This is a genomic window from Chryseobacterium sp. CG10_8, from assembly GCF_058117085.1.
In genome coordinates this window covers 34314-57395 of record NZ_JBYVEB010000007.1, presented here as the reverse complement: position 1 = coordinate 57395, position 23082 = coordinate 34314, and the positions used below count along the sequence as shown (strand labels likewise).

Genomic DNA, 23082 nt, shown 5'->3' with positions numbered 1-23082 from the left:
GAATGAAGAAGTTTCTGATCAAAATAGTTTTGTTAACGTCGGCATTTTTTGTTGTGGGTGTTATTCTTTGGAATAATAGAGGTAATGAGTATATTGAAAATCAATACATCAATAATAAACTTGACTTTTTGGGGTCTCATCCACAATATGATGGGGTGGTTATTGGCAGTAGTAAAATTAATAATCAGATCAACCCTAGAATTTTGGATTCTATTAATCCTAGTACAAAATGGTTTAACTTGGGAGCTAATGGGAGTTTTAATCTCGAAAATTTTCAAGTCATTGACAAACTGCTAGAGAGTGATGGTTATAAACCCAAGTATCTAGTTTTAGAGGTTCAGGACAAGGTAAAATTTACAAAGGCCAATATGTCAACAAAAAGAAGTTATTCGACATTGACACCTTCCAATTTGAGATTTGCAGTAGAATACGCTATTGACGAAAGGAATCTACGTCAACTTGTTTTTACTGGTTATAGTACTGTTCTCAACATTTTTAATTGGCAAAATGATATTTCTGAAGTGGAGTTGTCAAAAGACTATTTATTCTTTTCCAAAAATGGTGGGTATTTTCCACTTGATAAAGATTCTAATAAAGAAGTTGTGGAGAGAAACAAAGCTTTATTAGAAGATACGACTCAGATTAAGGAAAGATTGTTAGTTTATCAAAATGATAAAAAAGTGTACAATGTAAATGCTGCTTTAGAAAACAAATTGAGGGAAATTAAGGTTAAATGTGATCAACAAGGGATACAGTTTGTTTTGCTGATTCCCGCACCAGCAGAACCTAATGCGAAGAGACTTCTAGCCTATGAGCACTTGAAAGGCATACCAACAGTTAGTTTCTTGGATCCAGTGAAATATCCTAATTTTTATCTACTTAAATACAGATGGGATTATGGACATCTTAATAGCAAGGGGGCTGATTTGTTTTCAAAAGAACTTGGAAAAGAATTAAAAAAAATAATAAAGAATGATGGTCAAACACACTCAGGCAGTACAAGCAGCTATTGAGGCAGGAAAGGAAATATTGAAGGTATATGAAACGGCAGACTTCGGAGTTGAAATTAAGGGGGATAATTCTCCATTAACATTGGCTGATAAGAGGTCTAACAAAAAAATAATGGAATACCTTGAAGGAGGCGAGTTTCCAGTTTTAAGTGAAGAAAGTAAAGAGGTTCCTTACGCCAAACGTATTGATTGGAAAACTTTTTGGTTAGTAGATCCGCTTGATGGAACTAAAGAATTTATCAAAAAGAATGGCGAGTTTACTGTTAATATTGCACTTATTGAAGACGGGAAGCCAATTTTTGGAGTAATTTATGTTCCAGTTCAGAAGAAACTATTTTTCACGACTGAGGATGCTTCTTATAGGGTTCAGAATATTGAGTGTTTTAGCGAATTCTCAATAGAGAAAGCAGAGAAACTTGGCAAAAGGGAAGATGCTGAAGATTTTGTCATTGTAGCGAGTAAATCGCATTTAACTCCTGAAACACAGGGAATAATGGATAAAATTGCTAATGAAAAATCAGGTAAAAAGATCGTGACCCGAAGTGTTGGTTCTTCTTTGAAATTGTGTTTGGTTGCAGAAGGAGAAGCGGATTTCTATCCTCGTTATGCGCCAACGATGGAATGGGATATTGCAGCGGGACATGCGATTTGCAAATTTGCGGGAATTCCTGTAATACAAGCAGACAATAAGAATGAAGTTGTCTATAACAAGGAGAATCTACTCAATCCTTGGTTTGAGGTAGGATCGTACTAAAATATACAAATAATTAAGAATAGACCTTTTCAGAGATGTTGGAAAGGTCTTTTTTTAGATTAAATCTCTCCTCCAATTGATGTTGTATAATCCCGAACGGATTCCCTTGTAATCAGTTAGGGCTCCAGATATAATTAATATCCATTTTTTAGGGATGGGTGAATTGGCAATTTCAAAACTTTGATACATTCTCTTGATATGGTCTTTGTACTCTTGAGGAATGGATTCCTCGGAATCTGACCAATCTTTTAACGCTTTCCAAAGTTTGATTCTAGTTGTTGAAGGTTTTATTTTTTTTGTTTCAATAGCAGTAATTCGGTTGCTCTCGTGGATGCCCCTCATTGCAATAGCTTGATCTGTTGTACCTGCGTAAAGATTTAGATAAAAAGCTAATCTAATCGTAAAGTCAGTATCTTGATGTAGGCGAAGGTCGGGATTAAAAAGCTGATTAATTTTCCCTAAACTAGACTTCCTAATGGTAAGCGTGTCCAAGTGCATTAGCCCAAAACCACCTCTTAAATTCATTTGACCAGGACAAACGTCTATTGGCTTAGGCTTTCCATAGATGGTGTCTAATTTATCTTGATAGATGTGATAAAACTGGTCTTTTGCCTTTTCTGAATAATAATTTACACCTATCGCTCCATAAACACCATCAACTTCATTGTTGTTGAAGAGTTCTTTTTCTGCTTCAAAACGGTTAGGAAGGTAATAGTCATCTGCATCTAGAAATGCAATGAAATCTCCTGTTGCTTTTTCTATCCCAAGATTTCTTGAAGCTCCAGCTCCGTGATTTTTTTTATCAGGATGTTGAAAAAGCTTCACTTTTTCATACTGATTTACGAGATTTTTGCATATTTTCAGTGCGTTGTCTGGTGATTGGTCTTCAACAAGAATCACTTCATAAACGACATCAAGCCGAAGAGCTGATTCTACGGCTTGAATGATATATTTTTCGGCGTTGTATACTGGAATAATGACTGAAATTTTCATCTTGCGAAACCTCTTAAAAAAGGTTTTTTCAACTTTAATGATGATTAACGAATCATTCCGGCAGCAACGGTTTCATTGGTTTGCTGGTCAATAAGGATTATACTCCCCGTCATACGATTGTCGCGATACTCATCAACAAATAAGGGTTTTGTTGTCTTAATGGTAACTCTTGCGATATCATTCATTTTCAGTTCTTTGTTGTCTTCGTTTCTTCTGAGTGTGTTAACATCAATTTTATATTTAATCTCTTTGATCATTGCTGTTGCTTCGTTAGACGTGTGCTTGATATAATATTTTGTCCTTGGATTCGCAGCATTCTGATTTAGCCAGCAAAGCGTTACATCAAACTCTTGCTTTTGTTCAGGAATATTTTGATGTCTTACAATCATGTCACCACGAGCGATATCGATATCATCTTTCAATGTAAGAGTAACACTCATGGGAGCAAAAGCATTGTCAATCTCACCATCATAGGTGTAAATAGTTTCTATCTCGGATTCGAAGCCAGAAGGAAGGACTTTTATTTTGTCTCCTTTGTGGAAAACACCACTTGCTACTCTTCCAGCATAACCTCGGAAATCATGAAACTCTGTTGAGTGAGGTCTAATAACAGTCTGTACCGGGAATCTAGCATCAATCAAATTGACATCGCTAGTGATATGTATTGTTTCTAAAGTATCTAAAAGTGTTCTTCCTGTGTACCAAGGCATGTTGGTTGACTTGTCCACTACATTATCTCCTAAAAGAGCAGAAATAGGGATGAATCTCACATCGGTAACATTTAATGAACTCGAAAAATCTTTAAATTGCTCACATACTTGCTCGAATTTTTCCTCCGAATATTCTACCAAATCCATTTTGTTAACACAAACAATCAAATGTGGGATTTGGAGTAATGAAGCAATAAAGCTATGTCTTTTGGTTTGCTCTATTACCCCATTTCTAGCATCAACCAAAATTAAAGCACAATTGGCAGTAGACGCCCCTGTTACCATATTTCTGGTGTATTGGATATGTCCCGGAGTATCCGCAATAATGAATTTTCTTTTAGGGGTTGAGAAATATCGGTAAGCAACATCAATGGTAATTCCTTGTTCTCTTTCGTCTTTGAGACCATCGGTCAATAGAGAAAGGTCGATGTGCTCTAGACCTTTTTTGAGAGAGGATTTTTCAACTGCCTCAAATTGATCTTGAAAAATGGATTTGGAATCGTATAGAAGTCTTCCTATTAAGGTGCTTTTGCCATCGTCAACGCTTCCGGCTGTTGTGAAACGTAATAATTCTCTTTCTTTATTATTTTGCATGTTTTCTTATTTAAGGTTCAAGATTGCAGATGTAAGATTTGCCAATTGATAAAACCTCCATCTCTTGGTTTCCATTCGCCATCAATTAAAAATAGCCTTCTTTCTTTCTATCTTCCATTGAGGTTTCGCTCCTTTTGTCATCAGCACGATTTCCTCTTTCTGTGTTGCGAGAAGTAGAAACTTCGATAACCACTTTTTCGATGGTATCCGCATCGGATTCGATTCCTCCTGTGATGGTTATGTCTCCCAAAGTACGGAAACGGATTACTTTATTTTCTAGTTTCTCGTTTTCTCTTAGTTGTAGAAATTCTGAGTTAGGCAACCACGAGCCATTTCTCCAAACCACCTCTCTTTCCTTTGCGAAATAAAGAGGAGGAAGTTCGATATTCTCTTCCATGATGTAGTTCCAAATGTCCATTTCTGTCCAATTAGAAATTGGAAAAACACGAAAATGTTCACCCATGTTTTTTCTTCCATTGAAGAGGTTCCAAAGCTCTGGTCTTTGATTTTTAGGATCCCATTGTCCGAAGTCATCACGGTGAGAAAAAAATCTTTCTTTTGCGCGAGCTTTTTCTTCGTCTCTTCTTGCTCCACCCATACAAGCATCAAATTGATTTTCTTCTATAGTGTCAAGTAGGGTTACGGTTTGTAAAGCATTTCTTGAAGCATTGAGTCCAGTTTCTTCTTTGACTCTTCCTTCATCAATTGATTTCTGAACAGATCCAACGACTAGATTAACACCTAGCCTTTTGACCAAGTTGTCGCGAAATATCATCGTTTCGGGAAAGTTATGACCTGTATCAATATGAACTAATGGGAAAGGTATTTTTGCAGGAGCAAACGCTTTCATAGCCAAGTGTACCAACACAATGGAGTCTTTTCCTCCTGAAAACAAAATCGCAGGATTGTCAAATTGCGCAAAAACTTCTCGCATGACGAAAATGGACTCAGCTTCCAGTTCTTTGAGGTATGAAAGTTTGTACTTCATATATTGTATTTTTATTGAATAATATTTTTCTCTAAAAGATAGTTAAGTATCTTGTTAACGGATGTTTCTAGGTCGTCTTTGTTAGTGTAGATGTGGATCTCAGGATGCTCTGGAATCTCAAATGGTGAGTCAATGCCAGTAAAATTTTTGATTTCGCCTTTTCTTGCTTTTGCATATAATCCTTTGACATCCCTTTTTTCACAAACCTCCAAAGGACAATCAATAAAGATCTCGACAAAATTATCATCTCCGACCAAACTTCTTACTCTCTCTCGATCTGCTTCGAAGGGAGAAATAAAGCTTGCCAAAAGGATGATTCCTGCATCGAGAAACAAATTGGAAATCTCTCCAACTCTTCGAATGTTTTCTTTTCGACTTGCTTCTGTGAAGTCGAGGTCAGAGTTAACTCCTTTTCTCGTATTGTCACCATCAATGACGTAAGTATGATAACCCTTTTGATTCAAGTAGATATCTACGGCATTAGCAACAGTAGATTTCCCCGATCCTGAAAGACCTGTAAACCAAAGCAATTTTGCAGACTGATTTTTAATTTTCTCCCGGTCAGATTTGCTAACTTTAAAGTTATGTTTGATAATATTTTCCTGAATGTCAAGATTTTTCATTGAAATATTTTAGATTAACATGTGTCCACGCTCTTTCGTGTAAATAATATAATAGCATTTTTGTAATCAGTTCGTACATTCCTATTTTGAAACCGTCCATGGCATTGCCTGTAATTAAGAATGCTAAAAACATCGTGTCCAAAGTCCCGACTACCCGCCAAGAAACCGCCTTTACAATATGTCTTTTTTTAGCAACCGTCCCTTTTTCTTCATCAACTCCAAATTGGATTCGATACCAAACTCTTTCATGCAAGTAATATAACACCATTTTGGAAATGACTTCAGCAGCTGCAATCATTCCTCCTTTTCCTGCACTTTTGGTCACAAAATAAGCTAATATCCAAGTATCCAAAGAACCTACAATTCTCCATGTTATTGTTTTCAAAACATGTCTGGTTCTACTGGATTTGAGCTTTTCTTTTGTAAGCTCTCTAAGTTTTATCAGCATATAAAATATTGAGTGGCAAAGGTATAAAATTTATCTTTCATATCGCGGTTTTTGCGTTTTTTACTTTAGTTAAAAAGCTCTTGTTTTTTTGTGCTATTTTAAAAAAAAACTTTTCAATAAATCAGTTTCTTTTCTTTTTCAGATTAATGTTATGATGTAGCGTAAATCTTAAGATGTCTCTACTATAAAAATCAGTTCCTGTGACTCTCTGTTGATAATAATTGAAGTACCCCATTTCTAAGGCGAAATTTTTGTTTGGATAAAAAACAACGCTTCCTCCGATTCTATTTTGGTCGAAGACATTACTTGCAATTTTTTTGCCAATATTGAGATGGATTTCATCAAATGCAAGTACCGAAATCTTTGGATGTATCATATACCTTAGTCCAAGCTGGTAGCGCATTCGGTTATTAGTGTACAGAATCTTCCCCAAATTCTCTTCAATAAAACGGAATTCCATTCGATACCGATGGCCAATGGATAATTTTTCTGTTATTTTTTGTTCATAACTCAAACCAATATGCGGACGCAATTCAAGTGTATTTTGAGTTATATCTACATAAGGGTCTTGAGGGAGGGATTGGTCAACAAAAGCAAATCCAACATCCGCTTTCCAGTTATTTCCTAGATTTCTTTCAAAGGTGGTCCTTGCAACAAATTGTTGTTGTCGCCAAGGCGAAATGTAATTACGCTCATCCAATTCGAGCACAACCGTATTTTTGTCATTGATGTTTACTTTTCCTTGATATCTAACCCAAAATGCATCTTGATGAACAACATTTTTTTGTGAAAAAATAAGTTGAGAAAAGAAAAAAAGGACAATTCCAAATGTATTTGATGTAAACTTCATCATAAATCTAAATCATATTAACACTTCTATGCTCTGCATTCAGAAATATTTTTTCTTTACCTAAAGTTTTGATAATGTTTTCAGAAATTGAATTTGGGGTCAAGTGAGTTTGATAATATTTCTTGATATTATTTCTCATTTCATTCAATTTTTCTTCTGGTGTTTCGAAGATTTTAGAAATTAGAATCTGTAAATCTTCCTTATTCCTAAAAGTGAAAGCATGTACATCGTTTACAAGATGGGGATAAAACATTTGAGCATATTCTTCCTGTAAAATAGGGATAGTTTCTACTGATAATGCTTCAATAATATTGTGACAGTGTGGCATTACGACTCCAGGGCAAGCAAGGAAGTAATTAAAGTGAGAGAGGTGTTTTCTCACATCCTCAATTGGTAGGCTATAGAACTCCTTCTCAACAAAAAAATGTTTCTCATCTTGCCGATCAATTAATATCTGTTGAAATTCAGCACTGGATTTAATAGAAACAAAATTCCGAAGTTTTGAGAAATATTGTAGAAGATGATATCGATTAATTACCTTAAACGGGGTGCTGTCGATTTCTAAATAGTTCTCTTTTGCGAAATTTCCGAAGCATAACAACGAGTTAATTCGTTTGGCTCTATCAATCTCTTGCTCATTAATCTTTTGATGAAACATCATAGGATGATAGGTCATTGGCATGTGATAGCCTGTTTCTGTATTATGATTATGAAAATAATCATGAAAGAAATCTGCGCTTAAATCATCATCTTTAATGGAAATTATATTGTCTGAGTTTTTTGGTTTATAGATTGATACCAGATTTTTTTCATTGACAATCCATCCAAAATAGACATTATTATGTTTGATATTTCTGTATTGCTCAAAGTTCATCGGAAAGTATATTTTATATCCGGAAAGTTGAAGCTGTTTAAGAAAAATATAGAAAAAGCGATGATAGAGATTAGGGTTCTTGAATTCTACGAGTATAGAGTTATCTGTCTCTGGACTTTTAGAATCCGTTTTAAGACGATTGTTATACTCAAAAAGATCCTTTATTAAGCTTAAAAGATGTCTAATCTTTTTCATCCTATGTGTTTTTTGAGCGCATGAAAACGATATCTTGTTTTCAAGATTTTTGGATTAGTCAAACTGAATTTAGCAAAAAGCAAATACTTCATTAGTCCTTTGGTGTTGGCAACGCGAAAAGATTGTTGACGAGAAGTGATGTGTTGTTTGATTAGTGTATCCATATCACCTTGGTTTTGAGCCCATTCATTAGAAGAGGTATAGAGCAAATCCATATTTCGATAGAATAAACTCGAATATTGTTTTACCTTAGTAATTCGATTGTCTTCATGAACTCCCCTAAGTGACACAGGTCTGTCAATAATACCAGTTTTGAGATGGCAGTGATAACTTAGCTTTCTTATAAAGTCTGTATCTTGATGAATACGAAGCTTTTCGTTAAATTTCAAATTTTCTCTTTCTATTGCTGCCTTTCTTACTGTAAGACCAATTAGCGAAAAAAAGACGCCGAAATTTCTCGACTCATCCAATAATCCTAAGAAAACATCCTTTCCTTCGGCTTCGTATTTGACAGTGGTCAATTCTGTATTTTTGAATTTTTCCTGAAACTCTTTTTTGCCCTTTTCACTAAGATACCTCACTCCAATTGCACCAAACACACCATCAATTTTTGGATCTTTGAAATATTCCTTCTCAGCAGTAAATCTTAGTTCGGTAAATACATCGTCTGCATCCAAAAAAGCGATGTATTCTTGAGAGGCAACCTCCATTCCTAGGTTTCTTGTTGCACCAGCTCCCTTGTTGACACCGTTGTCATGTTGAAAAACTTTAACTATCTGATGCTTTTCTTCTAATCTTTTGCAAACAGCAAGCGAGTCATCTGGAGAGCCATCCTCTACCAGTACAATCTCTTTAACTTCTGGGAACTTAAGTGCAGATTCGACAGCTTCTTCCAGAAATTTTTCGGCGTTATAAACAGGGATGACGACAGAGATATTCATAGTTAAATAAATTGGCGGTAATTTTCAGCCCAAATAGCTAATTGCAGAATTGTCCAATGCTTTTTAGGATTCTTTATTAAATTACTTGCAGAGTCAAAGTCTATAAAATTAAATACTTTAGAATTTCTATTTCCTAATAATTGATTTGAAAATTCGGTTAAGGAAGGCTCATTAATCCAACTGTCAACCGATGATCCGAATCCTTTTTTTCTGCGATTTCTAATGTTTTCTGTCCAGTAGTGTTGAGCAGATTCACGCAGGATAATTTTATCTTTTTGCCCATCGAGTTTCAGATTTTCTGGTAGTTGAAGGCAAAATTCAACAAAATCGGTATCCAAAAATGGAGTTCTGACTTCCAGAGAGTTAGCCATCGCCATTCTATCTGATTTAACCAACATGTTTCCTGGTACATATCGCTCCATATCAACTCGCATCATATCGCTAAGCGAATGCGGGTCGATATTAAAGCTATAATCTTGATGATAAGAGTCTTTGATTCCTAATTTTTGAATTTCATCATCTTGTAAGAGGTTTCTCACATAGTTTTGATGAAAATCGAGGACAGAATCATATTTCGAGTTCTGTTTAGAAACGAAGGAGGTATCTTTTACTAATCCTAATACATTGATTCCAATTTTAGCAATTAAATTCTTGTAAGAAAAGTGGTTTTTCATTTCGTGTTCGAATTGGTAGAAATGATACCCGCCAAAAAGCTCATCACCTACGTCACCGGACAAAATTACTTTAAGATGTTTTGCTGCAGCTTCAGATATTTTGTACTGCGGCATATAAGTCATATCCGAAAATGGCTCATCAAAGTAAGGAGAAATGGATGTGATATCGGCGACAATATTTTTCCTTTCCTCATGGATTTCTAGATGAACCGATTGGTATTTTTCTGCTATTTCCTTTGCGTATCTCAATTCACTATTCTCATTGTCAAAGCCATAACTTATGGTCGTCTGGCTTGGTAAAAACTCGCTCGCCATTGCAACAATGGTTGATGAGTCTAAGCCTCCACTTAAGAAGCTTCCAACTTTGACGTCTGCAATAAGTTGCTTTTTTACTGCATTTTTGAGCAAATGCGAAAACTCTTCCTTAGCTTCTAAAAGAGAGATAGCGCGTTCCTTATGCGGTATTTTGTAATATCTTTTGATACTAATCTTACCATCAGATAGCACAAGTGTGTGAGCAGGAGGCAAGGTATAGATATTAGAATAGACACTTTGTTGAGCACCAACGTATCCATACTTGAGGTAGTGATATAGCGCTTCAGAGTTAATCTTTGCCTCAATTAGACCTGATCGCAAGATTGCTTTAATTTCTGACGCAAATATAAACTCGCCATTGTTTCCAAATGCATAATAGAAAGGCTTCTCTCCAAAACGGTCACGTGCACAGAAAAGTTCTTGACGATCCTCGTCCCATATTGCAAAAGCAAACATCCCAGGAAGTTCATGAATAAGCTCCTGCTTTTTTGCGCGATACATTGCCAGAATAAGCTCAGTATCAGAGGTTCCGCGATATGGATAATCGGCGTAGTTCTTTTTAATATCAAGAAATCCATAGATTTCTCCATTCAGGACAATACATTGTCTTTTGGTATCCGAAAACATCGGTTGTCTACCAGTTTCTGATAAATCAATAATGGATAAACGACGATGTCCTAGTGCAGCGTTTTCATAAAATTCGTGATGTTCGGCATCAGGACCGCGATGCGCAATTGCATCGGTCATTATTTGAATTTGATTTTTATAAGATATAGCGTTGGGCGCAATAATTCCTGCAATACCGCACATAATTAATCATTATTTTAGTTGAAGAAAACTTGCTCCCTTGTTGGAAACCTGTTTCTTAAGCCTTAGCAATTCTTGAGCCTCAGACTTAAGCTTCTTATATTTTTGATATTTTGATTTTGCAAAATTAAGTTTTCCTGTGAAAACATCTTTGATAATACTTTGTCTCAGGGCTTTTTTCTCCTTTTCCCAGCTGTTTTCGTAGCTTGGGTTCATGATCTTGGTTTCTAAAGTTAAATTTTTGAATTTAGAATAATTAACTTTTTTGAGATCTTGTTTTCCATCATGAACCGCTTTACTATGGGAGCAGAGCAGAATTTTTTTCTGATGAAAATGGATTCTGTTGACGTACTCATTATCTTCTCCATAGTGGAAAAAATAAGGATTGAAACCTCCTATTTCTTCAATTGTCAGGATAGGAATAAACCAATGCGCGGCATTAATAAAACCAATTTCATAAAAATTTTTCTTTAGGTTGAGGTACAGATCCGAAATCATTCTTGTGGTCTCAAAACTATGGCTAATATACTTATCCAAGAAGATATCTAGTTTCTTTTCAGAACCATCTAAGTGGAAAGGACTTAATATTCCTATTTCGGTTTTGTTAGGGTAGGAGTTATAGACTTTAAGCATTTGCTCAATCGTATCATGATAGAGCCAAGTGTCTTGGTTAAGAAGATATACGAAATCGGCTTTTCTTTGATAGGCGATTTCGATTCCTTGATTATTGGCTTTTCCGAAACCCAAATTTTCGGGACTTTGGATGAAGGTAACTTCAGGAAATTGAGCTTTTACAAAATCCTGAGTTCCATCGGTTGACCCATTGTCAATCACAATAACGTCCACAGGGATAGAAGAGTTTCTTAAAGAAGAAAAACATTTTTCTGCCCATTTCATAGCGTTGTAGGTGACGATGACGATGCTTACTTGGACGTTTTCTTGCATATTGCACTTGTTTTTAGCTAATTTTTACTCTTTTCTGAGGGCGTTGTCCATTTTTTATACAAGTCATAGGCTCTTGCGGTAAATTTTGTTTTTGACATATAACGAGAGAATCTTCTTTCCCATCTCAGGCAATCTATTTCATAGTTGAATTTTTTTGTCTCACTTTTTGAAATTTGAAGGTAATTTTTTTGGATACCAAAACTTTGTAAATCTACCTCGTTAACAGCTTTTGCATATCCGATGGAATTGACAAGGTTTTGATTATGAATTATTTGGAGGTACATTCTGTTGCTATTATAACTTTTATATAAAGGAAAGTGAGCATAAGCAAGATGTCTATCCTTTATCACGGTTTCTGCCTCATCAAATCGCTCTACAAGGCTAACAAAAGGATTGGCTTTCATATAATGAGGTTGTGCTACTGCATTATTTTTTCCTCTTATTACTAACTTGTATCCATCGGTTAGATCTATTACTAAATTATGTTTAGGTTCGTAAAGATCTTTCACGGTCTGGATGTAATCTTCATGTAAAGCATCGTCATTGTCAATGTCTGCAGACACGATGAAAGGGTACTCTGACGAATCTAATTGCTGTATTTTGTTGTGTAGAACCACTTTCATGTCTGGGAAGTCATCAACAAATACCGGTGTGAATTTTGGAAACCCTCTTTGAAGTTCTTCAATGATTTTTAGATATTTTGGTTTGGTATTCTTATCAAAAAACACCCACCAATGGAAATCCTGGTTGGACTGATTCTTCATCGAAGAAAAAGTGATGTTTCGGAAAAGCTCCAAACGATTGTCCATCCATTCGTCGGAAAGGACAGGCTCACCAGACTTAGTCTTGTTCCAATTTTTTGTCGGAACATTGAAGCGGGTTATGATGAGATGTATAAAGGATTTCATTTATTTTTTTTTTGAATTTTGATTTTTACAATGTTTTTATTGCACAATGTTACGCGATAACTAGTGAGTGTATTATTTTGAAAATCTAAAATTTGTAATAATATTTGAACTTAAATCTTTTGAGAACCCTTGCTATAGGATTAAGTTGCTTCATGTATTTTTCAATTATTGCTTTAAAAAATGTTCTATGACCATTGATTAAGGTAGCAGGCAAATTGAAAGTAGAGACATAAAGTTCGGTATTTGCAATACCTCTATAATGCTGGAAAATTTGATTTTCATCTAAATTTTTAGGCTTTGTTCGAAGACTGAATCCAACATTCTGATTTTCGTGAAGTCGATAGACACCTAAAACTTGGTTGACAAGTCCTAAGCTGTTGTCACGCAATCCCAAAATAGCCAATTCAAAGTCATGAATCATCACTCGCTTTATATTTTTGAATGGGAGGTTTTCCTTCATTTTCTTTTTGATAATCATTGACATTCCAGGGAATATATTTCCTTCGAATAAGATTCTTTCCAGGATTTTATCATTATCATTTTTTCGATCAAAGTTTCTAAGATCCCAGTAGGTTTTGGTAGTGTCATCCTGAAATCCTAATAACTGAAGATCATGACAGACAACATTAACTTTCGGATATTTTTCAAAATATTCTACAACCGTCTCTACCTTATTTGGAAACCAGTAGTCATCTTGGTCGGATAAGAAGATGAGTTCGTTGTTGCAGAGGGATATGGCTTTTTCAAAATTTCTAACATATCCTAGATTGCTCTCATTTTGGTAAATAAAAATCTTTTGAGGATAGGTTTTTTGATAACCCTTAAGAATGTTCACTGTATTATCTGTAGAACCATCATCACAAAGCACGATTTCATCAATCGCCAACGACTGATTGAGAATGCTGTCCAGTTGTTCTGCAATATGTGTTTCGCCATTATAAGTACATAATGCTACAGATGTGGTTAGTCGACAATTCATTTTTTTATTCGGTCAATCCAGTATCTCAAGGATGATTTTTGATAATAATTAATTACTTTTTCTTGATGGTTGATAATATAGTTCAGTTTACGGTCGTTATCTGGAAAGTTACGTTCCATGAATTTTTTTTGATCCGTAATCTCAAAGTTCTCTAGGATAAATGCAATAGCTTTATGATAACTTAGATACATATTGAACTTGTTCGCAGTGAGGGAATTTTGATTGATTCGATAACCTGCCAATTGGGTGTCAATATATTTTACCTTTGGTTTTCTACTCATGATGGCAATCCAAAAAATCCAATCTTCAAAAGATTTAATGCTTTCTTGAAATTGAATGTCTCCAATTATTTCCTTCGAAAATATTGCGCAATGAATAGGGATAGTAAAACCCTTTTCCCACTTATTAAGGATTTCGTCGTAGGTGAAATCAACTTCTGCAAGATTACAATATGGGCGTTTGATTTCTTCATTAGTAAATCGATAAAAGCTCGAAATCACAATGTCAAAATCTTCATTCAGGAATTGAACACTTTGCTCTAATTTTTCTGACTTTAAAACATCATCAGAATCTAAAAACTGAATAGCATCTCCTTCAGCGTGCTGTAAACCATAGTTTCTAGCCGATGAAAGACCCCCATTTTTTTTTGAGTATTTCTTGAATCGGGTATCTTTCTGTTCCCATTCCGATAAAATCTTATCCGTGTTATCAGTACTACCATCATTAATCATTAGGCACTCCCAATTGCTATAGGATTGTTCTAGAACGGATTGGAAACAATCGTCTAAATATGCCGCTTGATTATAGCAAGGTACAATGATGGTTACTTTTTTCATAATTACTTCTTAAGCCAGTTGAGGAGACCCAATTGTTTCCCAATTTTTATCCAGCGGGATTTATTGATTTTAGTATGATAATGTCTATTATTGCTCACTTCTTTATCATATACAGAGCGAGGTATCCACTTGTCTAAAAATAAATCCGAAATATCTATATTTCTTCTTTCAGCCATTTTTGTTAGCGCAACCCAATGCCAAAATAATGCCTTCTGCGCATTTTTCCCAGTAGAAATTCCTCCTTGATGTAAGCGATATAGATACAAATCTTCGTCAAGGTGCTTAACTGTGGCAACCTCACACATTTTCATATAGATATCTTTGTCTTCTGCGATTTTAAGATTAGCATCAATACCAGTTGTCTTTTCATAAAATTTCTTCTTAAATGTCGCAAAGTGCGAGATTTCTCCTTTGAAATTGTAATACTCTTCATCTTGTATAGAATTGACCTGTTTTGCTTTATGAATTTTGATTTCATTAAGATGGTGATCACAATAAACAAAGTTACTGTATACTAGTCCAACTTCAGGATAAGTATGATGAGCTTTAATAATCTGTTCTAAGGCATCTTTTCTAAGTGCGTCATCGGGGTCAAGGAAACTAAAGATGGGTGTTTTTGCGATTTCTGCAAGCTTTTTTTTGGTATACCCAACGCCCATATTTCTTTCATTTTTATGCAGTTGAAATCGAGGATCGGAATCAATCAAGCCTGAAATAACTTCAACGGAATTATCGTCAGAAGCATCGTCCAAAATAACAGCTTCCCAATTTTCTTCCGTCTGTTTTTGTAGGCTATTGATACAATCAGCTATTAACAGGCTGTTTTTGTAGTGAGCTATAAGGATTGATATTTTGGGAGTTTCCATTTTACAAATGCTTGAAAGTATTAAAAACGCCTAATTTTGACAGAATTCTTAGTAGACGGGATTTCTTAAGGAGTTCAATTTTTTTTCGGTCTTCTTGTAATTCAGCGATTTGTTTTTTCATTACATCCTTCCTGGAAAAATGTTCATTGAAAAGACTTTCAATATTGATATTTCTCCTTTTCGCTGCCTCAAAGATGGCAAACCAATGCCAAAAATAGGCTTTATTCTGATTATCAAAGGTTGAAATCCCAGAATTGTGAATTCGATAATAGTAAAGATCCGCATCTAGGTAGCTTACAGGTCCTGTTTCATACAGTTTGATGTAGAGGTCTTGGTCAACAGCTCTTTGCGCATAGCTACTTATACCTTCTGTTTTGTCATATAATTTCTTTTTGAAACTTACCAATTGGTGAATAGGAGTACCTAAATTGAAGAAAAAGGGGTCGTTACTTTCAATACCTTTTCTTTTGATTACATGCTGTGGAGAGAGATTTTCGTCGCAAATGATAATATTGGAGAACACTAGAGACAGTTCCATATTTTCCTGATGAACTTTAATCATTTTTTCTAAAGCATCAAACGTGATGGTATCATCTGGATCTAGGAAAGCACAAACATCCCCACTTGCCAGCTCTGCGCATCTTCTTTTAGTGTAGCCGCATCCATAATTTTTGTCATTACAAAACACTTTAAATCGCGCGTCGTCTCCAATAATAGCATTAATTGTGTCGACAGAATTGTCTATCGAGGCGTCATCAACAATGATGCACTCCCAATCTTCATATGATTGCGACATGATACTATCGTAACAGTCTTTGAAGTATTTGCCGTTATTGTAATTAGCTATAAGTATGGAAAATTTCATTTTTTTATACAATTTTTATTTCAAGGTAGTTAAATGTATTTTTCAACTAACTTCTGCAAATAGGCGTCAGGTAGGTGCTTTTCTGGAAAAAATATCTCTTCAATATTAACATCATAATTACTTCCTATATCTTCTATCTGGATATTAGGTGTGATGGAGAGTTTTTTTGCGATAGCTTCAACAATTGCATCTGGTTGAAATTGATGAGGAAACGCAACATTAATAGTTGAGTTAATTTTTTTTGACATTATTATTTGCTGAATAGTAGTTGGAATGTCTTCCGCATCAATTAGCAACCGTTTTGCTTTTGCAAAAATTCTTATTGCTTCACCTTCTTTGATGATTTTTTTGAAATTATTAAACAGTGTATGTATATTTCCACCTGGGCCTACAACATTTCCTACTCTAAGAATATAATATTTTGGTGTCTCTGATTTTATTATTGATTCCATTTCCAATTTGTGTATGACGTATCTGCTTGTTCTTTTTGAAGGATCATATACGCTACAAGTAGAAAAGTAAATAATAGTTTTTTCCTGATTGTCAAGTATGGTCTGCTGAAGCAATTTTTTTTCTCTTTGATAAGGAGCTTCATTAGTTTCACCAGAATTAGATACTCCAGATGCGAAAATGATTATGTTGTCATTATCTATTGAAGCACAAGTTGCTGCCATTAATCCATTTCCTATTATCATCTTTAAATTCTTAATTGCAAAAAAAATCGTTAATTTTTTGGAGGTGAAGCTCGTTTCTAAAATTAGTCTGCATATTTTCTCTTCCCATTCGTCCCATATCTTTTGCGATGTTTTTGTTTTTTAATAAGCTAACGATGTGCTTTGCAAAGCTATTGGTGTCGTGTTCTTGAGTAAGAAGTCCAGTTTCCTTGTCAATGATGACGTCTGGAATCCCCGAATGAAAGGTAGAAACAACGGGTAATCCTGCAGCTGAAGCTTCCATAATAGCAACAGGCGTCCCTTCACTGTCACCACTTAATGAAGTTATAGAATGTTGGACGAAAATAGACGATTGGTTCACTAGTGCTTTTATTTCTTCCGGCGTTTTTGGTCCTAAAAGTTTTATATTATCATTAAGTTGATAATGATTTATCAAGTTTTCAACAGTGTTAAATAATGGGCCGTTGCCAACAAGATTCAAAATAGCATCAGGAATTTCTTTAATAACTTCAATCATGCTTAGCACCAAATAATAAGGAGCTTTTTTGTCGACAAATCTTCCGATTGCGAGAATATTGTTATTATCAAAGGATGGGGCGCAATCAAAAAAAAGTTCGCTGGGAGGGCAAGGATTATATACGATACTACTTTCTTTAGCTCCTAATTCCATCAAAGGTTTTATCATAGTCCGTGAAACCACCATGTTGGTGTTGTTTGCATATTGCAAGAGCTGACGATATTGATTTTCGAATTGCATGATGGTATCTCTCATTGAAATTTCGTACCCGTACCAAAAGGTAATCATGGGAAGGTTAAGTTCTTTGATTATTTCAATATTAGAGGCACCTACATTGCCAAACTCTGCTATAACTCCGCATATTTTGTTTTCCTGTAGGGATTTTTTTAGTGCCACGGAAGAGGATATGGATGAAATCGGAAGTCCTAATTTTTTTTTGAAGCGATTCCAAGTAGTATATTGTTGAGTTTTTGCTAAATTTCCATGTCCATCAAGGTTTTTAGGGATGAATCCATTGTAATAATAAAAAACATTGCCGATGACATTGTTTTTGTGATTTTGCACAAAAGTCTCGGTAACATTTTCTTTGCTGGCGGATAATATCGCAATATTTTTTGTCATTAGAATTTGAATGTAAAAATGAAAAAGTTTTTAATGTAATCAATAGGAAGAGCTATTTTGAAAAAACTTCCTCCAACTTCTTTTTTCCATCTTCGATACAAAGATAAAACTTCTTTTTTTTGTTCGATTTTTTGTTCCAGCAGAAATTGTCGGACCATTTTTTCTTCTAATAATCTTCTAGTAATTTTGGTTTTATCACTGTGGTTGCGAGTGACAGCATTATGATTCCTGAAAAAATTATTTGCTTTTTTGGAATAGATAATCTCCCCATTGCGAAGTAATTTGATCCAAAATAGCCAATCTCCACACATTTTCATCTCTAAGAGATCTTTGCTGAAAAGCCCTTGTTTTATTAATTTTTTATCAAAAATAACGGCACTTGCATTGGGAATTACGTTTTTAGTTTTTAAATATTTTTCGATAAATAGACTACCCTCCATGTTAAAATCATCTGTCCAAATATTTGGATTAAACTCTTTTGTATTGTCAATTCTGTCCAAGATAAATGCTCCTTCTTGATTGACGTCATGTGAGTTGCAATAGTAAACAGCATTTACAGCATTCTTTTGTTGAGCAAATTCTTCTAAAAAGTTATTGGAACAGTAGTCATCACTTTCAGCAATCCAAATGAAATCTCCTTTGGCTAATTCGATGCCTTTTTTCCACTGCTTGAAAGGGCTTCCAGAATTTTCTTTGTTGAAAACTGCATGGCTGACTTTAGGATGTTCTTTGTACTTTTCAAGAACCTTCAAGCTATCATCCGTTGATGCATCGTCCAAAAGAATAATTTCAAAATCTTGAAAAGTCTGATGAAGAACAGAGTCTATTCTTTCCTCAAGAAATTGGGAGTGATTATAATTGGGAATGATGACAGATATGAGAGGCATTAGATTTTGATGTCTTTTAAGTTTATAATTGATTTTAAAGTATACTAGATGTTCTTTAAAATGGACATTATTTTTTTTGTAATTATTTCTTTCTTTTTGTTGTATGACAAATATCTGAAAAACAGTTTTGGAACATCCTTTCCAAAGTAGTTTTGGTCTTCTTGTATGTTATTTGATTTGTTTACTTGTGTTGCTTGCTGATCATGAATTCTAAAGTTCAGTAACTTTTGTGACAAGACCAAAATGTCAAATTTTAATAAAGCACGATAATAAAATTCATAATCTAAAATTTGTTTCAACGATTCATCGAAATATCCCACTTTTTGAAAAACATCTTTGCTAATTAATGTGGTACTTGGTTCGCCAACTTTGTTTAAGGGACTTTGAAAGAATGCTGCGCTTTTGAATAGAGATTTTGTAATCCAAAAGAGTTCTTCTTTTTGATGACCAATTGATTTTTGCAAATCTCCATAATTTTGGAGAAAAGATTGGTTGACTATTCCATTTTGAAAAACAATATTCCTTTTACAAACTACAATTTTGGCATTTTGAGATTGTGAGGCATTATACATTGCTTCCAAACAATCTTCTTTCATATAATCATCTTGAAAAAGGAGTTTGATATAGTCACCATTAGATTTTTTGATTGCATAATTCCAGTTAATTCCAATCCCTTGATGAGGATTACTGTAAATGAGTACAGGGAAAGATTGTTTTTTTGCCCATGCTTGGCATATTGCAACGGTATTGTCTTGCGATAAATTATCTGAAATGATAACCTCGAAGTCTTGGAAAGTTTGGTTCGAAATAGATTCTAAACATTCTCCAATAAATGTTTCTCCTTGATATGTTGGAATGCAGATTGATATTTTATTTTTTTTCTTATTCAAAATTAATTAAGTATTTTAAGGCTAAGCTTAACAAGATTGTTTCAGCACAAGAACCTCATTTATTTGCTTTTTATATTGTTAATGAATTTTTGCACAAACCGATTCAACTTCCCATCAGTTTTTTAATTGCTAACTTTACTAAATCCAAGTAGGTCAAGGAGCTTATTCGTTGAAAGTAAAATTCATTTTGTTCCTTTCTTTTAAGGTGATTCTCAATTCTTCTTAATTGTGGAAACTCATTAAAAACCATCCTTTTCTTATATTCGAGAAGAGACTTTAACAGACCATCATTAGTTTTGTCTTCAAACTTGTCTGATAAGTAGTATAACAAATTTGTCCATTTGTTAAGGATTTCATCTTCCTTTTGTTGGCTCCATATTCCTACTCCAGAACGATAGACAGCCATATGTTGGGACATACCGAATATTTTTCCTTTTTCAGCATGTAAAAGATGCAATGGGTAGTCACCAACTGTGCAGTGTCGAAACCAATTAGGTAGTTCCGAGTAAAGCTTTCTATACATTACACTAGGCGTGTGTATTATGTTTTTCTCTGTTAAATCGGTAATTGATAATGTAGTATCTTGAGGTAGGTTTAATCTGTCCTCTTTATTGATCATATTTTCTTGTAATATGTCAACATTATGGTAGCATACAGTATAATCAGGATTTTTTTCAAGAAAATCAACTTGTTTTTGTAGCTTGTAGGGGTCTGTCCAATAGTCGTCTCCTTCGCACAATGCAATATATTTTCCTTTACATTCTTTTAGTGCAAAAATGAAATTGGGCATCATACCCATATTCTTTTTATGGGGATGAAGTTTAATAATGTCAGCTTTAGGATTCTTTTTTATTATTTCGCAGACAATATCAACCGTACTATCAGTTGATGCATCGTCAGAAATAATGATTTCTATCTCTCCATCAAAATTTTGGCTAAGAATTCCGTCAACTGCTTCATTAATGTATGAAGCATGGTTGTACGTAATCACAACAACTGATACTAATTTACTCACTTTCTTTTATTTTGATTATTCTTGCAGGTACGCCTACTGCAGTGCTGTTTTTAGGAATATTGTTGGTAATAACTGCGCCGGCCCCGATAATGCAATTGTCACCAATTTCTATATTTGGTAGAATTGTCGCTGCAGTTCCAATAAAACAGTTTTTTCCTATCTTAACATTTCCACTAATATTGACCGAAGGGCATATTTCGGAAAATTCTCCAACGTATGAGTCATGCATTATTGCGCATTTAACATTAATTAAGACCCCTTTCTCGATGATAACAGATGCAGTAATGATTGAGTCAGACATAATGGTGCAGCCATCGGAAATCATAACATCGTAATTTCCAATTTTAGCATTTTTGCTGATAAAAGTATAAGGTAGAAGTCCTAAGCCACAAAATTTATGGTAAAGAATTTTCCTATGGTAAGGATTGCCTATTCCTAAAATGAATCCTCTTTGTAAACTTTTTTGCACTCCTTCAAACGAATCTATCACAGGAATAGTACCAAAGACCTTTTGGTCAATGAAATTATTAATGTTATCAAAGCAAAATAGTTCATCTATCGTCGAATCAATATCAGAGATAATTTCTTTTGCCATTCCTTTTGCGCCAACAATTATCATAGCAGATTTATTATTTTTTTAATGGTTTCATTGGAAATTTCATGTGATAAAGGTAAACATAATATTCTACTACTTAATGACTCGCTGATTGGACATGCTTGATTTTTGAGGTACGGAAGCTGGTTGAGTGAAGGATAAAAATATCGTCTTGGGAAAATCTGATTCTCGTTCATCTTTTTTTGTACTTCAAGTAATTCTTCCTCTGAGTTGAAGATTACGGGGAAGTAATGGTAATTCCAATCTGTATTTTCACGAATCTTCAGAAACTGAAGATTTTTATTTTGTAATAATTCTAGGTAAAGTTCAACAGCTTTTTTACGACCTTCAAAAATTTTTTTCAAGTGGTTGAAAACGGCAAGCCCCATTGCTGCTTGAAGTTCACTAATTTTTGCGTTAATGCCCAAGCCATGAAATGCCTCCGGACCATTGTGGCCAAAATTGTGGTGGTAATACAATTGCTCTTGAAGTTGATTATCTTTTGTTATCCAACACCCTCCTTCACCCGTGTGGAAAATTTTAGTTGCATGAAAACTGCAGGTTGAAACATCTCCGAAATTAAAGATGCTTTGACCTTTATAATTTACACCAAAGCAATGAGCCGCATCATAGATGACTTTAAGATGATGTTTTTTGGCGATTTCTTCGATACGTTCTACATGACATGGGTTTCCAAAAACATGGGTGGCAAGAATTGCAGATGTCTTATTGGTGATTTTTTTTTCTATTTTCTCTTCATCTATACTCAGGTAATCAGGATGAATGTCAACAAAAATAGGGGTGCAATTCTCCCAAATAATGCTAGATGTGGTTGCTACATACGAAAAAGGGGTAGTGATAATCTCTCCCTGCAATTGTAGTGCTTTTATGGCAATTTGTAAGGGCAAAGTTCCATTAGTACACAAGGTAAGATGTGGAACTTTCAAAAAAGTTTTTAACTTTTCCTCTAATCGATTGACCAAGACGCCTCTATTTGTAAGCCATTTTTTATCAAAGGCCTCTTGAAGAATCGTAGAGTATTCTTCCATTGGTGGGACGAAGGTTTGGGTTACATTAATCATTATGTTTTGTTTTCATGTGGAAAAGAATCAAATTTAGCTTCGATTCCTAAAAAAGTACATAGTTTTTTTACTGAATTGTTTTCTGCGATGTTCAACTCCAAAAAATTGGGATTATCACGAAAATAATTTCGTATATCTTGGTTATAGCTTTCGTAAAAAGAAATTAGTTTTGTCTTATCATATGGGTCTTCTAGGTCACCATAATTATCTGTAAGGTTTTTCCATAGCCATCCTTTATGTATGTATTGGACATTTTTTAGTTCACTTCTGGTCAGTGATTTATTTCCATCTCCGAACAATTTTGAGTGGAATTTTGTTATAGAATTGTACCATTGTTCTGCATTATCTCTAGTTGTAAGAATAAATTTTGCATCAGGAAAGGCATAGTGCAATATAGGGTACATATATTTATTAGCAAATGGCACATCTTGAAATACTTCATATTTACTACAAAGTTTAATAATAGGGCTCCAATTTCGTTGAATATAATCATCTAATAAAAGTTCAAAATCTCTTTGGGGAGCAACATCGTAGCCATGCTCTTTGAAAAATTTCTCAATTGATGTAGTCCCTGTTTTATTGTGACCTATGCAAAAAATTTTTTTTTTCTTTTTTTTAAACATATT

At 34.5% G+C, this 23082-nt stretch carries 25 protein-coding genes; 2 read left to right on the top strand and 23 right to left on the bottom strand.

The annotated features are described in order from the left end of the window. The first annotated feature begins 2 nt into the window (after positions 1–2). Together AC4AGG_RS02705 and cysQ are read left to right on the top strand one after the other, a co-directional pair. The gene (locus AC4AGG_RS02705) at positions 3–1013 is read left to right on the top strand and encodes a hypothetical protein (RefSeq protein WP_489770442.1); all 1011 of its coding nucleotides are present in this window, start codon (positions 3–5) and stop codon (positions 1011–1013) included. Next, on the top strand, positions 973–1764 hold the full coding sequence (gene cysQ, locus AC4AGG_RS02700) for a 3'(2'),5'-bisphosphate nucleotidase CysQ (RefSeq protein ID WP_489770441.1): 792 nt from the start codon (positions 973–975) through the stop codon (positions 1762–1764). Before AC4AGG_RS02705 ends, cysQ begins: the two co-directional genes overlap by 41 nt. 54 nt (positions 1765–1818) lie before the next feature. On the opposite strand, the gene AC4AGG_RS02695 is transcribed toward cysQ, so the two are convergent. From AC4AGG_RS02695 to AC4AGG_RS02585, 23 genes are all read right to left on the bottom strand, one after another. Next, a complete protein-coding gene (locus AC4AGG_RS02695; protein ID WP_489770440.1) occupies positions 1819–2757 on the bottom strand; it encodes a glycosyltransferase family 2 protein in 939 nt (312 codons plus the stop codon). Between the two features lie 44 nt (positions 2758–2801). Further along, positions 2802–4061, bottom strand: coding sequence for a sulfate adenylyltransferase subunit CysN (gene cysN, locus AC4AGG_RS02690; RefSeq protein ID WP_489770439.1), 1260 nt, complete (start codon positions 4059–4061; stop codon positions 2802–2804). A gap of 85 nt (positions 4062–4146) precedes the next feature. Beyond that, on the bottom strand, positions 4147–5049 hold the full coding sequence (gene cysD, locus AC4AGG_RS02685; RefSeq protein WP_489770438.1) for a sulfate adenylyltransferase subunit CysD: 903 nt from the start codon (positions 5047–5049) through the stop codon (positions 4147–4149). 11 nt (positions 5050–5060) lie between these two features. Then, on the bottom strand, positions 5061–5672 hold the full coding sequence (cysC, locus tag AC4AGG_RS02680; RefSeq protein ID WP_489770437.1) for an adenylyl-sulfate kinase: 612 nt from the start codon (positions 5670–5672) through the stop codon (positions 5061–5063). Then, positions 5659–6120, bottom strand: coding sequence for a DUF2061 domain-containing protein (locus AC4AGG_RS02675; protein ID WP_489770436.1), 462 nt, complete (start codon positions 6118–6120; stop codon positions 5659–5661). The genes cysC and AC4AGG_RS02675 overlap by 14 nt, the downstream gene beginning before the upstream one ends. 121 nt (positions 6121–6241) lie before the next feature. Next, entirely contained in the window at positions 6242–6973 is a 732-nt protein-coding gene (locus tag AC4AGG_RS02670) for a DUF2490 domain-containing protein (RefSeq protein WP_489770435.1), read from the bottom strand. 4 nt (positions 6974–6977) lie between these two features. Continuing rightward, positions 6978–8039 carry a hypothetical protein gene (locus AC4AGG_RS02665; protein WP_489770434.1) on the bottom strand — a complete coding sequence of 354 codons (1062 nt, stop codon included), beginning with the start codon at positions 8037–8039 and terminating at the stop codon, positions 6978–6980. Then, positions 8036–8980: a glycosyltransferase family 2 protein gene (locus tag AC4AGG_RS02660; protein ID WP_489770433.1), complete on the bottom strand. Its 945-nt coding sequence runs from the start codon at positions 8978–8980 to the stop codon at positions 8036–8038. The genes AC4AGG_RS02665 and AC4AGG_RS02660 overlap by 4 nt, the downstream gene beginning before the upstream one ends. Positions 8981–8982: 2 nt before the next feature. Next, positions 8983–10779: an asparagine synthase (glutamine-hydrolyzing) gene (gene asnB, locus AC4AGG_RS02655; RefSeq protein WP_489770432.1), complete on the bottom strand. Its 1797-nt coding sequence runs from the start codon at positions 10777–10779 to the stop codon at positions 8983–8985. A gap of 9 nt (positions 10780–10788) precedes the next feature. After that, positions 10789–11721 (bottom strand): glycosyltransferase family 2 protein, encoded by a 933-nt coding sequence (locus AC4AGG_RS02650; RefSeq protein WP_489770431.1) that lies wholly within the window; start codon positions 11719–11721, stop codon positions 10789–10791. A gap of 17 nt (positions 11722–11738) precedes the next feature. Continuing rightward, a complete protein-coding gene (locus AC4AGG_RS02645) occupies positions 11739–12629 on the bottom strand; it encodes a glycosyltransferase (protein WP_489770430.1) in 891 nt (296 codons plus the stop codon). Between the two features lie 85 nt (positions 12630–12714). Continuing rightward, positions 12715–13608: a glycosyltransferase gene (locus tag AC4AGG_RS02640; RefSeq protein WP_489770429.1), complete on the bottom strand. Its 894-nt coding sequence runs from the start codon at positions 13606–13608 to the stop codon at positions 12715–12717. Next, the gene (locus tag AC4AGG_RS02635; RefSeq protein ID WP_489770428.1) at positions 13605–14444 is read right to left on the bottom strand and encodes a glycosyltransferase family 2 protein; all 840 of its coding nucleotides are present in this window, start codon (positions 14442–14444) and stop codon (positions 13605–13607) included. Before AC4AGG_RS02635 ends, AC4AGG_RS02640 begins: the two co-directional genes overlap by 4 nt. 2 nt (positions 14445–14446) lie before the next feature. Beyond that, a complete protein-coding gene (locus tag AC4AGG_RS02630; protein ID WP_489770427.1) occupies positions 14447–15310 on the bottom strand; it encodes a glycosyltransferase family 2 protein in 864 nt (287 codons plus the stop codon). Position 15311: 1 nt separating this feature from the next. Further along, positions 15312–16175, bottom strand: coding sequence for a glycosyltransferase family 2 protein (locus AC4AGG_RS02625; RefSeq protein WP_489770426.1), 864 nt, complete (start codon positions 16173–16175; stop codon positions 15312–15314). A gap of 29 nt (positions 16176–16204) precedes the next feature. Next, a complete protein-coding gene (locus tag AC4AGG_RS02620; protein WP_489770425.1) occupies positions 16205–16870 on the bottom strand; it encodes an NAD-dependent epimerase/dehydratase family protein in 666 nt (221 codons plus the stop codon). A gap of 10 nt (positions 16871–16880) precedes the next feature. Further along, positions 16881–17987 carry a glycosyltransferase gene (locus AC4AGG_RS02615; protein WP_489770424.1) on the bottom strand — a complete coding sequence of 369 codons (1107 nt, stop codon included), beginning with the start codon at positions 17985–17987 and terminating at the stop codon, positions 16881–16883. After that, complete coding sequence (locus AC4AGG_RS02610; protein WP_489770453.1) at positions 17987–18907, bottom strand: glycosyltransferase family 2 protein; 921 nt, start codon at positions 18905–18907, stop codon at positions 17987–17989. Before AC4AGG_RS02610 ends, AC4AGG_RS02615 begins: the two co-directional genes overlap by 1 nt. An 11-nt stretch (positions 18908–18918) precedes the next feature. Then, entirely contained in the window at positions 18919–19764 is an 846-nt protein-coding gene (locus AC4AGG_RS02605) for a glycosyltransferase family 2 protein (protein WP_489770423.1), read from the bottom strand. Positions 19765–19867: 103 nt separating this feature from the next. Beyond that, positions 19868–20779: a glycosyltransferase gene (locus AC4AGG_RS02600; RefSeq protein ID WP_489770422.1), complete on the bottom strand. Its 912-nt coding sequence runs from the start codon at positions 20777–20779 to the stop codon at positions 19868–19870. Next, positions 20772–21398 carry a NeuD/PglB/VioB family sugar acetyltransferase gene (locus AC4AGG_RS02595; protein ID WP_489770421.1) on the bottom strand — a complete coding sequence of 209 codons (627 nt, stop codon included), beginning with the start codon at positions 21396–21398 and terminating at the stop codon, positions 20772–20774. Before AC4AGG_RS02595 ends, AC4AGG_RS02600 begins: the two co-directional genes overlap by 8 nt. After that, positions 21395–22456, bottom strand: a complete 1062-nt coding sequence (locus tag AC4AGG_RS02590; RefSeq protein WP_489770420.1) for a DegT/DnrJ/EryC1/StrS family aminotransferase — start codon at positions 22454–22456, stop codon at positions 21395–21397. Before AC4AGG_RS02590 ends, AC4AGG_RS02595 begins: the two co-directional genes overlap by 4 nt. Further along, a complete protein-coding gene (locus AC4AGG_RS02585; RefSeq protein WP_489770419.1) occupies positions 22456–23079 on the bottom strand; it encodes a sulfotransferase in 624 nt (207 codons plus the stop codon). Before AC4AGG_RS02585 ends, AC4AGG_RS02590 begins: the two co-directional genes overlap by 1 nt. Positions 23080–23082 lie beyond the last annotated feature (3 nt).

Excerpts from the sequence above, each read along its gene's own strand:
- AC4AGG_RS02705 (WP_489770442.1), top strand. The coding sequence starts at position 3 with ATGAAGAAGTTTCTGATCAAAATAGTTTTGTTAACGTCGGCATTTTTT.
- cysQ (WP_489770441.1), top strand. The coding sequence starts at position 973 with ATGATGGTCAAACACACTCAGGCAGTACAAGCAGCTATTGAGGCAGGA.
- AC4AGG_RS02695 (WP_489770440.1), bottom strand. The coding sequence starts at position 2,757 with ATGAAAATTTCAGTCATTATTCCAGTATACAACGCCGAAAAATATATC.
- cysN (WP_489770439.1), bottom strand. The coding sequence starts at position 4,061 with ATGCAAAATAATAAAGAAAGAGAATTATTACGTTTCACAACAGCCGGA.
- cysD (WP_489770438.1), bottom strand. The coding sequence starts at position 5,049 with ATGAAGTACAAACTTTCATACCTCAAAGAACTGGAAGCTGAGTCCATT.
- cysC (WP_489770437.1), bottom strand. The coding sequence starts at position 5,672 with ATGAAAAATCTTGACATTCAGGAAAATATTATCAAACATAACTTTAAA.
- AC4AGG_RS02675 (WP_489770436.1), bottom strand. The coding sequence starts at position 6,120 with ATGCTGATAAAACTTAGAGAGCTTACAAAAGAAAAGCTCAAATCCAGT.
- AC4AGG_RS02670 (WP_489770435.1), bottom strand. The coding sequence starts at position 6,973 with ATGATGAAGTTTACATCAAATACATTTGGAATTGTCCTTTTTTTCTTT.
- AC4AGG_RS02665 (WP_489770434.1), bottom strand. The coding sequence starts at position 8,039 with ATGAAAAAGATTAGACATCTTTTAAGCTTAATAAAGGATCTTTTTGAG.
- AC4AGG_RS02660 (WP_489770433.1), bottom strand. The coding sequence starts at position 8,980 with ATGAATATCTCTGTCGTCATCCCTGTTTATAACGCCGAAAAATTTCTG.
- asnB (WP_489770432.1), bottom strand. The coding sequence starts at position 10,779 with ATGTGCGGTATTGCAGGAATTATTGCGCCCAACGCTATATCTTATAAA.
- AC4AGG_RS02650 (WP_489770431.1), bottom strand. The coding sequence starts at position 11,721 with ATGCAAGAAAACGTCCAAGTAAGCATCGTCATCGTCACCTACAACGCT.
- AC4AGG_RS02645 (WP_489770430.1), bottom strand. The coding sequence starts at position 12,629 with ATGAAATCCTTTATACATCTCATCATAACCCGCTTCAATGTTCCGACA.
- AC4AGG_RS02640 (WP_489770429.1), bottom strand. The coding sequence starts at position 13,608 with ATGAATTGTCGACTAACCACATCTGTAGCATTATGTACTTATAATGGC.
- AC4AGG_RS02635 (WP_489770428.1), bottom strand. The coding sequence starts at position 14,444 with ATGAAAAAAGTAACCATCATTGTACCTTGCTATAATCAAGCGGCATAT.
- AC4AGG_RS02630 (WP_489770427.1), bottom strand. The coding sequence starts at position 15,310 with ATGGAAACTCCCAAAATATCAATCCTTATAGCTCACTACAAAAACAGC.
- AC4AGG_RS02625 (WP_489770426.1), bottom strand. The coding sequence starts at position 16,175 with ATGAAATTTTCCATACTTATAGCTAATTACAATAACGGCAAATACTTC.
- AC4AGG_RS02620 (WP_489770425.1), bottom strand. The coding sequence starts at position 16,870 with ATGATAATAGGAAATGGATTAATGGCAGCAACTTGTGCTTCAATAGAT.
- AC4AGG_RS02615 (WP_489770424.1), bottom strand. The coding sequence starts at position 17,987 with ATGACAAAAAATATTGCGATATTATCCGCCAGCAAAGAAAATGTTACC.
- AC4AGG_RS02595 (WP_489770421.1), bottom strand. The coding sequence starts at position 21,398 with ATGATAATTGTTGGCGCAAAAGGAATGGCAAAAGAAATTATCTCTGAT.
- AC4AGG_RS02590 (WP_489770420.1), bottom strand. The coding sequence starts at position 22,456 with ATGATTAATGTAACCCAAACCTTCGTCCCACCAATGGAAGAATACTCT.
- AC4AGG_RS02585 (WP_489770419.1), bottom strand. The coding sequence starts at position 23,079 with ATGTTTAAAAAAAAGAAAAAAAAAATTTTTTGCATAGGTCACAATAAA.